Annotated in this window: 7 protein-coding genes; 1 reads left to right on the top strand and 6 read right to left on the bottom strand. The window is 40.4% G+C overall.

The window, feature by feature from the left end:
• Positions 1-21 precede the first annotated feature (21 nt).
• Positions 22-903: a serine O-acetyltransferase gene (locus tag BLP54_RS09595; RefSeq protein WP_090169178.1), complete on the top strand. Its 882-nt coding sequence runs from the start codon at positions 22-24 to the stop codon at positions 901-903.
• A 36-nt stretch (positions 904-939) separates the two neighbouring features.
• Here the strand turns inward: BLP54_RS09595 and BLP54_RS09590 are convergent, their stop codons facing one another.
• The 6 genes from BLP54_RS09590 to BLP54_RS09565 form a co-directional block, all read right to left on the bottom strand.
• Positions 940-1,719 carry an SDR family oxidoreductase gene (locus tag BLP54_RS09590; RefSeq protein ID WP_090169176.1) on the bottom strand — a complete coding sequence of 260 codons (780 nt, stop codon included), beginning with the start codon at positions 1,717-1,719 and terminating at the stop codon, positions 940-942.
• Between the two features lie 10 nt (positions 1,720-1,729).
• On the bottom strand, positions 1,730-2,674 hold the full coding sequence (locus BLP54_RS09585) for a P1 family peptidase (protein WP_090169174.1): 945 nt from the start codon (positions 2,672-2,674) through the stop codon (positions 1,730-1,732).
• Between the two features lie 24 nt (positions 2,675-2,698).
• Positions 2,699-4,294, bottom strand: a complete 1,596-nt coding sequence (locus BLP54_RS09580) for a DUF3298 and DUF4163 domain-containing protein (RefSeq protein ID WP_090169172.1) — start codon at positions 4,292-4,294, stop codon at positions 2,699-2,701.
• Positions 4,295-4,443: 149 nt separating this feature from the next.
• Entirely contained in the window at positions 4,444-5,952 is a 1,509-nt protein-coding gene (locus tag BLP54_RS09575) for a flotillin family protein (RefSeq protein ID WP_090169169.1), read from the bottom strand.
• Positions 5,953-6,048: 96 nt separating this feature from the next.
• A complete protein-coding gene (locus BLP54_RS15845) occupies positions 6,049-9,708 on the bottom strand; it encodes a C1 family peptidase (RefSeq protein WP_090169167.1) in 3,660 nt (1,219 codons plus the stop codon).
• Between the two features lie 99 nt (positions 9,709-9,807).
• On the bottom strand, positions 9,808-12,084 hold the full coding sequence (locus BLP54_RS09565) for a cyclic nucleotide-binding domain-containing protein (protein WP_090169164.1): 2,277 nt from the start codon (positions 12,082-12,084) through the stop codon (positions 9,808-9,810).
• Positions 12,085-12,233: the final 149 nt, after the last annotated feature.

The following is a 12,233-nucleotide window of genomic DNA, read 5'->3' as shown; positions in this document are numbered from 1 at the left end:
ATTAATGATTGGAGAAATATAATGGATGGTAAGAAAATTGAGCAGGAGATTTTAGAAATCACCGAAGAGCTCATAAAGGATTATAAATCAGATCGTGCGATTGATAAGATGGACACTTTCCATCAGCCAAACAAGGACAGCATAATCGATATCACTAAGAAGCTTCTTAGAATCGTTTATCCTGGCTACTATCGAGACCACGTTTACAAGGTTTACAATGTAGAGACAAACCTTAACACTTTAATGGAGGATGTTGTTTACAATCTCAATAAACAGATTGCGCTTATCCTCTGCTACAGTGCAGATTACTGTGGATGTTGTGATGATGAGTGCGCAACAAAGGCTGAGGAGCTTTCCCTTGCATTCCTTAAGCGTATTCCAAAGGTTCGTGCTTTGCTGGATACTGACCTTCAGGCTGCTTACGATGGCGACCCAGCTGCAACAAGCATCGATGAAATCATCTTTGCTTATCCGGGAATTTTAGCTATTACTATTTTCCGTCTGGCTCATGAGCTTTACGATTTAGGAGTACCTATCATCCCTCGTATTATGACTGAGCATGCCCACTCTCTTACAGGAATTGATATTCATCCTGGTGCTACCATTGGCGAATATTTCTTCATCGACCACGGTACAGGTATCGTCGTTGGTGAGACTACTGTAATTGGAAAGAATGTAAAAATCTATCAAGGTGTTACTCTTGGAGCTCTTTCTACAAGAGGCGGTCAGAATCTTCGTGGTGTACGCCGTCACCCTACCATCGAAGACAACGTTACTATTTACTCAAACGCTTCTGTACTTGGTGGCGATACAGTCATCGGACATGATTCCATTATTGGAGGTTCTACCTTCATCACAGAATCTGTTCCACCAGAATCAAGAATTTATTATGATGTAAAATAAAATTAAGGCCTGCTCAAACTGAGCAGACCTTTTTTATTACATACAAGTATATCCACCATCTACTGGAAGAATAACACCATTTACGTATGAACTTGCAGGTGATGCAAGGAAAATTGCGGCTGTATCCAGCTCGCCCTCCTTACCATATCTGCTAAGTGGAATCATTGTCTTAGCGTACTGCTGGAAGAACTCACTATCCAGAGTCTCCTTTGTAAGTGGTGTTTCGAAATAACCCGGGCATATCGTATTTACGGTAATTCCTTTTGCGCCCCACTCAGCCGCAAGTGCTCTTGTCAGATTAACCATACCACCCTTTGCAGCATGATAGGCTGCGGCTGGTGCAATGTTATTTCCAACAAGACCATACATTGAAGCAATGTTTATCACACGTCCATAACCAGCAGGAAGCATTGCCTTCTTAGCCACTGCTCTTGCCATCTTAAAGCTCCCAGTTAGGTCGATTGCAACCTCACCTTCAAACTGCGAATCTTCCATATCTTCAGCAGATGTAGCTCCCGAACCGGTGCCTGCATTATTGATAAGGATATCAATTCTGCCAAATTCCTTAAGCACCTCATCCACTGCTGCATTTACTCTGTCAGTGTCAGTGATGTCACAAGGAACTCCTATAGCTTTTACTCCAAACTCCTTTGTAATCTCTGCGGCAACCTCTTCGATTAGATTCTGACGTCTGGCTACTGCAACAATGTTGCACCCCTGTGCAGCCAGTGCCTTTGCCATCTGCACTCCAAGACCTGATGAGCAGCCTGTTACCAGTGCAACTTGTCCCGATAAATCAAAATAATTCTTCCCCATACTTCTCCTCCTACAATATGGTTACACTTCTCTTTATCGCTTCACAAATCACATGATTTGCAAGAGTTCCCACTACATCAAGGGTCGCCTGCACATCTCCAAGTGACATAGCATAAATGCTGTCACCATCCATAGAGGTATGAACTGGACGAATAGAACGTGAATATCCATCGTGTCCCATTCCTGCAAGCTTGCAAAGCTGTGTCTTATTAAACTTGGCATTTGTAAGAATGATTCCTATGGTTGTATTTGTGGTCATACCTGCTGGAGGATTCACATACATATCATATAAAAGCTCCTCGCAGGATACCTTATTCAATCCAGTACCCTTCTCATTTTTGACGCCTGCAATTCTCTTGCCATTTTTAGCATCGTACACATCACCGATAGCATTTGTACAGATGATTGCACCAACCTTCAGTTCTCCAAGCTCTACAGCATAGCTTCCTATTCCAGATTTCCAACATCTGTCAGGACCAAGCATTTTTCCTACTGTGGCACCGCATCCTGCGCCAACACTTCCATCTTTATAATTTCCATGCTTTCCTTTGAAAGCAAGCTCTGTAGCCTTATAGCCCATAGCCTTATCAGGATATACATCGCTGCGACCATATTGCAAATCAAAAATATCTGACTGACAAACAAGAGGAACTACAACATCCCCAACAGGAAAACCTATCTTATGCTCTGAGAGATACTGCATTACACCACTGGCTGCCTCAAGTCCAAAGGCTGAGCCTCCACCAAGAACAACACTATGAATCACCTCTGCTGCTGCAAGTGGATCAAGTAATCCCGACTCACGACCTGCTGGGCCACCGCCTCTGATATCAAGACCACAGGGAGCTCCCTCAGGAACCACAAAGACAGTGACACCTGTTCCAGCCTTTTTGTCCTCCGTCTGACCAATTCGTACATTACCTATAGAATTTATATTGATTTCTTTGAGTTTCATTTTCCCCTCCCCTTACTAATAAAACTATCTATTTATCTGATACGTATATGCGGTATTGTAAGTAGCCACATAAAGTGTATCATCTTTTATTTCAAACTGATCTGCAGCTGATTCCAGCTTAATCTGTTCTACCTTTTCTCCAGTATTTTTATCAAGAAGATATAAGTAATCTGGCTCTGCTGTGAAGCCGTATCCACAAATTATTGTATCGTCTACAATCTGGAAATTGCAGGCATTGCTTACCTGTGGCTCACTTCTCCATAACACCTTGTCTGTGCTCATATCAATGGCCACCATATAGCCTGACCATGGTGCTTCGGAAGTATATCCATTATGTGCCAGTGATACATAAAGCACACCATCCATAGCCTTTGCCCAATGAATATACTGACTGGATTCTTTACCTTCCTCTTCATCAGGTCCATTGCAAAGAACAGACATATCATAAGTATGAAGAAGCTCATTAGTTTCATAATCATACAGGAATAATGTTGTGAACTCATATCCCCAATCGCCACCATCACCTGGTGCGTAATAATAGTTTCCATCACCATAGCTTAAGAATGGTTCTTCAAAACCATTCTTCTCTCGCCATACTGAAGTATCAAGCCATTCACTCGTATCCTTACTTGTCTCAGTAAGTGTAATGTGCTTAGCAGCTGCTGGCTTTGCCGAATCACTAACATATTTATGCCAGGTTGGATTGGCTACAGTTACACCTGCAGCGCCATCATCATATCCATAGTCTTCGCCATCACCCATTTTTGTTGGCTCAACTGTCTCTGTCTCAGCTGTCTCCTTAGTAACGATTGAGTCCATATCCTGTTTTCCAGATGGCTTATAGTTTTTCTGGATAATTCCAGCGATATCATCCTCAGTAATAACTACATCCATATCACCCGCTGCATAGCTTGCAATTTCATATGGTGAAAAATATATATGAATACCCTCATATGACATGGTCCAAGTATAGCTGTCTTCGCTCATCTTGATTTCGAATGGATCTCCATCCATAGCACACTCACATACCAGGTAATTTTCTATTTCCTCTTTATTTTCAGGATACTTTTCAAAAATCTTTTCACGAATTTTCTTCCAAAGAGCCTCTTTGTCAGTAACCACTTCTGACAGATTTATGCTGTGTCCTGTATTTGTATCAATATTAATTGAATATGTATAGTGACTAGGATGAGCTCCACCTGCATCCGAATAACTCGAAATCAGCGCTGAAAACAATCTGTCATCTGCACGAACTATTTCAATAGAAGTCTCATCCACATAGTCTACCGAGTATTCTTCGCCATCCTCCTCAGCGTACTCCTGCTTCATGTAACCAAAATCCGCTACTGCTGATTTTGCACTTTCTGCCCAGCTCAAATTATAGTCATCTATGCTACTTGCAAGATTTGGATAGTTGTTTGCGTATTCCTCAGAGAGAATTACCTCTGGGTAAAACCCCGTAGCGTAAACAGTTTCATCTTTTTTAGCCTCAAGTGGATGATATACAACTGTAATACCAATCTTAGTATCATCGTTATCACCCATTGTCATCTTATCACAGCCTACTAGCGACAGTGAACATGCCACCGCCATAACACAGGCCAATAATCTCTTTTTCATTACATCATTTCCTTTCAAATCTCATAATAAAATATTATATCTTTCTTTAAAATATTACCAAATTATCTCTTTTATGGCTATAATCTCCTCCTTATAGGCAATAAAAATAGAGCTGACTATTTAAAGTCAGCCCTACACATTAATTATATTTACTTTTCTTCAGTCTTTACACTTACATCTGCGCCAGAGATGTTTACGTTCTTGTTTACCTTAGCATCGTATGTGTTAGCTCTCATAATCTCTGTGAAATCTACACCTGTTGCCTCGCTCATGGTATCAAAAACCTGCTTCATAACGATTGGCATGTTAGCTGAAATTCTGGCTGCTCCGCCTTCGCCGCCATCACCTGTCTCGTAAATGTTAATCTTGTCAATCTGTGAAAGTGGCTTAGCAATTTCAGCTGCGATTTCAGGCATTACCTTAATCATCATTTCTGCCATAGCAGCACCGTTGTACTTACGATATGCCTCTGCCTTCTTCTCCATTGCCTCAGCCTCAGCAAGACCCTTTGCTTTGATTGCTTCAGCCTCTGCCTTACCTTTTGCTGCGATACCAGCTGCCTCAGCATCATACTTAGCCTTGATACCAGCTGCTTCCTGCTCTGCAGCAAACTTCTGAGCCTCAGCCTGCGCCTTCTTTGCATCAGCCTCACGCTCCTGCTCGTACTTAGCAGCCTCAGCCTTCTTCTGTCTCTGAATTAATTCTGCCTCAGCTTTCTTCTCTGCCTGATACTTTTCAGCATCTGCCTGTTTCTCAATCTGGGCTGCAAGCTCCTGCTGCTTAACTACTACTTCCTTCTGCTTCAGTTCTGCCTCGCGCTCTGCCTTAGCAATCTGAGCATTTACAGTAGCTGCTTCGATTGTCTTCTGCTGTTCCTGCTGCTGGATTGAGTATGCTGCATCTGCAACAGCGTTTGCTGTATCAGCCTGCTGCTTCAACTCTGCCTGCTTAATAGCAAGTGCATTGTTCTTCTCAGCGATTTCTGTCTGAGCTGTAACTCTTGCATCGTTTGCTGCCTTATCTGCCTCAGCCTGTGCGATTGCCACGTCTCTATCTGCCTGAGCCTTTGCAATAGCTGCGTCCTTCTTAATCTTAGCTGTGTTATCCATACCAAGATCATTGATAAGTCCATTTTCATCAGTTACATTCTGGATGTTGCAAGAAAGAATCTCGATACCAAGCTTGCTCATGTCGCGTGAAGCCTTCTCCATAACCTGATCTGAGAAGCTATCTCTGTCAGTGTTGATTACCTTAAGAGAAAGGGTACCGATAATCTCACGCATGTTACCCTGTAATGAATCCTGTAAATCCTGAGTAATCTGCTCTGGGTTCTTATTTAAGAAGTTCTTTGCTGCAAGCTGGATAGCTGCTGGATCTGTACCAATTCTTACTTTTGCAACTGCATCAACATTTACATTGATGAAATCGTTTGTAGGTACTGACTGCTCTGTCTTAATATCTACTGTCATCTGTCCAAGATAGAGCTTATCAACTCGCTCAAAGAATGGAATCTTGATACCAGCACGACCAACTAAAATTCTAGGATTCTTTCTAAGACCTGAAATGATAAATGCTCTATCAGGTGGTGCCTTTACATAACCTGCTACAATGATTAATACAAGTACAATAATTAGTGCAATAATAGGGATAAGTTCCATACATTTCCTCCTTCTGCGACTAGGTCGCTATAACTATCTCTTGATAGTTATATGTTATAGCGTTACTCACCAATTATACATATCTGGTTAAGAAAATTAAAATAGTATATCTTTCAATTTTTGCGAAATAATTGACCATATAGAGGATTTTTTACTACTCTTACTTTTCTTTTTAGTCTTTTTGTCTTTAGCTTCAATCTTCTTGGTCTGTTTCTTTTTATTTTGCTTTTTCGAAGATTTATACTTCTTTTTGTCTTTTTTCTTTTTTGAGCTCTTCTCGGAGTTATTCTTTGTCTGTTTGTTTTTATTAACCTGTTTCTTAGATGAATCTTTCTTATTATCTATCTTTTCATTTTCAACATTCTTTGAAGATTCATTATCTATCTGTGTTGAATTTTCCTCCACTAAGAGACTTGAACTCTGATTAATTACCTGCTCTGCTTCTACTGTTTTTTTCTCCGGAGTATCAGTCTTCTCATCAGCCTTAGTATCTTCTTTTTTCTCCTCAGGTTTCTCTTCCTCAGGTTTCTTTTTTTCCCTGTACTGAGGATAAAGTATCACCTCTGCATCAACTATAAATGACTTTTGATAGCTACTGTAATGACATTTAAACATCTGATCTTCTGTTATTTCAGTAACAGGCTGCTCTCCCTCAGGGTCTAGTGACCAATATGCAAATTCCATATTTGAGCCCTCAGGAATATAGCTTTCCGGTTTTATTACACTTTGCGTAGCATTATCAAGATCAGGGATTTCATAAGGCATATCATCAATACTAATCTCATAATCAATATACATTAATTCATCTGAATAGCTCTTTAAATCCTCATTTGGGGCATAGTATGCTAAATCTCCATACTGATATCCCCACTTTGGATATAAAACCAAATCACCACTTAATTCTGCCAAATCACAATTTGGCACAGGCTCAGTTAATTCCTCATCTAAATACCAGTCGTAAACCGTATATCCCTTTTTGTAAAAGCCTCCACCTATGTAATAAGGGCTATTTTCAGAATCACCAGGATAATAATATTTTGGCAACTTAGTTACTTCAACATCATCACCAAACACATACTTTAGCTTGTATGGCTCAGTCGATGCATAGAATACGGTTCTATAGCTGTCGTAGGTTCCTATTATTGCTGTATTTCCCTTTTTCCCATAAAAGGTAACAAGTCCGTTTTCATCAACGTCCGCCACATCTGGATTTCTAGACTCCCATGTAACCTTTGAAGCATCATCTACAACTGAATCTGCACCCATTACAATCTGGTAGGTATCATCCTTATGTCCTCGAATGCTTTCTTCTTTGACTGTAAGTGCTTTTTTCTCGTCAGAGGATTCCTCATTATTATTTGTGTAAAGGAAAACTCTTGGATCATATTCATACTCATCGCCATTTATTGTGCATCCATGATCAACTGGGCAATCGATTTTATAGGATTCACTTGTGAGAGTGTAATTGTACTCCACTGGAACACTAACCCAACCATTATTCTTGTCAGTGTAAGTAAGGGAAACCGTTACATTAGTATCCTTTTTTATCTCAATTGGATTATCTAAATGAAGGGTATAAACACCCTTATATTTATTGGCTAAATGCCCCTTTGCAGTCTTTCCCGCAGCCTTAACTTCAACATCCATTTCCGAATAGGCATTATCTATATATGCTGCAACAGCTTCTATTGTTTCTCCTGCATTCACCTTGTAATCTGTTGTCACAGTTGCCGACTCTGAATCAACATAATAGTTATCCCAAATCAAAGATGATGAATATGAATATGTATTGTCATAAGGATGAAGACTAGTTGTAAACGCTGTAACAGTACCTGTCCAGTTAATACCATTATCGTAATAGGATACCCAGAAATAACCATTCATTCCATAATCATTTAGGCCCCAGCTATTTCTAATCAACCAGGCACCATCGCCTGGCGCAGTGGTTTTGAAGTTTTCAGCTGGGAAATTATCATCCCATCCAACTATAGTAACCGCATGATCCGGCATACAATCCTCCCCATCACTATAGTTATACATGGAATCTTCCATCCAACTAAAATACTCGCCTTTGGTGCAGACAAGTGTATATACTGAGCCATGCTTTAAAATAGCATCTTTAACGTTATCTCTTTCGCTTGTCTTTATACGATTAATACTTTCCAGTCTTACGCAATTGTAGTCCATAGCATATTTGGAATCGACATCCTCTTCTGCCCTGCTATAAGGAACTACCGACTCTGGAACAGCTCCTACACCATTAAACATTGCGTTATAAATATATGAATCATGTCCACCATCCTGGAGATAATCACTTCCTTCGCCAACAGTATATACATCGTTATCATGGCAATTCTTAGGATCATCATAATAATGAGCACAGTAATATGCTAACTGTAATTCTGATAAATCAAAACCGCTATCAACACAAGTGTTTCGATTTATAACATCAGTTTCGATAGCCCCAACAGTTGCGTGTGCCCAACAGGTACCATAATCCCCCTGATCTCGTACCGCTGGCAAGTTACCCTGCTCGTAACCATTATAAGCTGCAGGAGGCTCGTGTTCAGGACCCTCGTAAATTTCTTTTTCATTATGCTCAACATATGGACAATCCGGACAATCTGGGTCCTCTTCCTCTGGACAATCCGGACAATCTGGGTCCTCTTCCTCTGGACAGTCCGGGCAGTCCGGATCCTCGTACTCTGGACAATCCGGACAGTCTGGGTCTTCTTCCTCTGGACAGTCCGGGCAATCTGGGTCCTCTTCCTCTGGGCAGTCCGGGCAATCTAAATTCTCATCATACTCTGGCCAGTCTGGACACCCCAACTCCTCATATTCTGATTCCTCTGAATCGTCTTCCTCGTCATCCCAGTCAAAAAATCTAGCAAGTTTTTCCCCTGCGAAACTTCTTACCTTATGAAACAAAGACGCAAATAATCCAGTCTTTTCCTTTTTATCTGGAGCCTCTTCTTCTACTGTATCTCTTTCCACTTCGGGATTTTCTATTCCCTCAGATGGAATATCTTCATTATTAACTTTTACAGTAATTTCAGGAATAGAAACCTCTTCATCTATTTCATAATCACCATCAATAACAGGTGCAAATGTATAGGATCCAAGCATCTCATTATAATCAGTAACCGGCTCCCATTTTGAGATTTCTATATCTATCTCATCGCCTTCTGTGTAGGCCACAAGACTCTTTGGAAACTTCTTTTTAAGGCTGAAGAAAGCCAGCTTATACTCTGTTTCTATAGGCTCAAGTTCGTCAAAGCCTGTAATAAGTTCTGAGGTTTCTTCCTCTTCTTCTAGCTCTTTTTCCTTTAGCTCCTCTTCATCTAATTCCTCTTGATCTTCTTCCTCTGAATCTTCCTTGGATTCGTCTTGGTTTTCTTCTTCGGAATCATCCTTTACCAAACTCTCCTTTGATTCAGCTTTCTCCTCAAATTCTGGAATATCGATTTTTTCTGTGGATTCTTCTAATTCCTTCTTTGAGTTTTCAGATGAATTATCTTCTAATTCCTCTGTAGATTCTTCCTGGGAAATATCCTTTGAATTATCGTCTGATTTTTCTTTAGAAATTTCTTCTGAACTGTCATTAGAATTGTCTTGTAGAGCTTCTTGCGTAACTTCTGTTGTTTCTTCCTGCGATATATCTGCAGTTTCTGTAGCAATGGAAACGATACTATCACTACAAAGTAATGAAACAAGAAGCAAGCAGGATACTGCTCGCATTTTAATCTTTGTTTTCATACATTAAACTCCATAACTTAATTTTTGCCCAATTAGTTTATCATTCTATAATACTGTGGTCAAACAAATGGCAGGTCCATCGGACCTGCCATAATCGCATTACATTTTCAAATATTCTAATCCCTGACGCACCTCATCAGGAACCTCTCCTTCGTTCTTTTCCACCTTATCTATCATGGTTTTCAAATGGTTATACGCCTGGCTGCATTTTATCTCATGCCGGGAAATAACCTGTTCGTACATTGGATGATTTGCTACCTTTGAACGATACGCTTTTGCGAAGGTACAATGCTTGTTCAGGATATTTCGCTCCGCCTTATTCAAGCGGATACTGCCCTGGGCTTCGAAGTTAATCCAAATGGTGTACTGCTTTGTGAAAGCCTCACGCATATTATTACGTGAAGATTTAAGCAATGTTTTTACCTTCTCTTTATTCTCAGCCGACAATTCCTTGTTTTTTCGATAGAAAGTGAAGTAATCGTAGAAATCTGAAGTAAGACACTCTGAACCAATATCGTTCCAACGAGAGCCCTGCTCTTTTCTGCAAATCTCCCAACGGAAAGCACCACAGCAATATATCATCAGCTTATCCAAATCATCGAAAGTGAACATCGGAAATACGAATCGTCCTGGTGAATCCACCTTAATACCACCGCACTCCTGCCACATCATAGCACGCATTCCACAGTTTGGAAGTAGCACAATATCCGGCTGGACACGCTTCAAGTAGGATTCACTCTTAACTCCAGCCTCCATATCTGTGAAAAATCCTTCGCGAAGGAAAATGCCATAATCCACTTCTTCAATCTTGCCCATAGCCTCTTCAAGCTTTGCCTTTGTCAGAAGTGTTTTCATAACATCTCCTCCAAAATCTTCCTTGGTAAGAATTGGACAGAATGATGACATCTTTCCAGAAGTAGTTCTGTTTGCAGAAATGAAAAAATTGTCCATCTCGAATTTTACCTTCTGCTCCTGGTCGTTCATCCAATTTGGCATATCTGCTTCGGAAATATTTCCAGCCTTACGTTCCTCAAGAACGAAGCCTCTATAATCAAGATCCAGCTCGTTTCTACTAGGCTCACGCTCACCAGCGTAAACAGCTCTAAGCCAGGTATAGATTGTGAATACATGCTCTCCCTGACACAGCGTTTCCATTCTATCCATGATGTCGGCCAACTCATTAGTTAGGTCATCACCAACAGCATCATATTCAATATATCCCATATTTAGGAACATCTTTATGATGGTATCAAGCTCTCCACCGTATGCTTCGAACTCCAAAGCTCTAAAGAAGGTTTTCTTGTAAATCTCATAGAATAGATCCACAGCTTTCTTACGAACCTTACGCTCGTTATCCTCTTTTCCTTCTCTATCTGAAAGGGCAAGGTATTCAGCAATTTGCTCTTTATACTCAGCAGTCTTATCCTCATCAATCTCAGCAAATTCACATATATGCTCAAAGGTCTGAGTAAATTCAGCCTGCTTCATCATCTTAGCCTCATCGAAGTTTGCAGCTGTAGCGGCAAAGTCATGACTATCATACTCTGTCCAGCGCTCTTTTATCAAAGCTTTGTCATAAAGACCTGACTGGGACATGAACTTATAGAGCATCTTCATTAGCTTCTTTATGTCATCCTGCTTTGCTCCATGCTGAGCAGCATATATCTGAAGATTAAAGATTAGCTCAAACATATCCCCTTTGTCTGGTGAAAGAAGAATTGATGAAAATTCCTCCAAATAAAAGCCCATTGTCTCGATACACTCGATGGCACGCTTCATATAGCCGCAGCTGATTCCAATAACACCTGTAGCAATCTCATTGCGGCTTCCATAAATATTTTCAATTTCTTTATTATCAACGGAATTCAGGCTATCGATGTAGTCATGCTCCCACTTAAGAATTTCATCCTTTAAATCCAGCGGTTCTATTTCTTCCAACATTGGAATTTCCTGGATTTCTGCACCAATGGTTCTGCACTGCTTCTTATATTCGTTATTGATTCCTCGGCAATAGCTATAGAAATCATCAACCTGTTTTTTTCTGTCATCGTAAATCTTGAAAACATCACGGCACTGACGAAATGCGCCCTTTGAGAAACCAAATATATACACCGGCTGCGCCTCAAAAATAGCATCGAAATCATTCATGTTCTTGTATGGACATTTAATTACCATAGCATCCTCTGCCACAGTATAATCTGCCTCATAAGAAACATTCAGCGCATCAGAAAGGCCCGCAATTGTACCTGGCCCCAGTGTCAAATGCTGGTCCTTCCACACCTGCTCAATAGTGCCTGTCACAATTACATACATGCTATCTACAGGATCGCCTTCATTAATTAACTTTTTCCCCTGCGCAACATTAATAGATTCCAATCTTTTCTCCTTAAGGTGTGCATTATACCCCAATATTTCATAGCTTAATTATAAAATTGTCAGAAAACTATTGCAATCTTACGTAAATCATTTCACAAAAAATTAAAAAACCCGTTCACTAACAGGGCTCTAGAGTGTAAAAAAGGAGG

The sequence above is a fragment of the Pseudobutyrivibrio sp. 49 genome, assembly GCF_900100545.1.
Classification (GTDB): Bacteria; Bacillota; Clostridia; order Lachnospirales; family Lachnospiraceae; genus Pseudobutyrivibrio.
This window is presented reverse-complemented; position numbering and strand designations above follow the sequence as displayed.

Coding starts and splice junctions, on each gene's coding strand:
- BLP54_RS09590 (WP_090169176.1), bottom strand. CDS start 1,719: ATGGGGAAGAATTATTTTGATTTATCGGGACAAGTTGCACTGGTAACA.
- BLP54_RS09585 (WP_090169174.1), bottom strand. CDS start 2,674: ATGAAACTCAAAGAAATCAATATAAATTCTATAGGTAATGTACGAATT.
- BLP54_RS15845 (WP_090169167.1), bottom strand. CDS start 9,708: ATGAAAACAAAGATTAAAATGCGAGCAGTATCCTGCTTGCTTCTTGTT.
- BLP54_RS09580 (WP_090169172.1), bottom strand. CDS start 4,294: ATGAAAAAGAGATTATTGGCCTGTGTTATGGCGGTGGCATGTTCACTG.
- BLP54_RS09575 (WP_090169169.1), bottom strand. CDS start 5,952: ATGGAACTTATCCCTATTATTGCACTAATTATTGTACTTGTATTAATC.
- BLP54_RS09595 (WP_090169178.1), top strand. CDS start 22: ATGGATGGTAAGAAAATTGAGCAGGAGATTTTAGAAATCACCGAAGAG.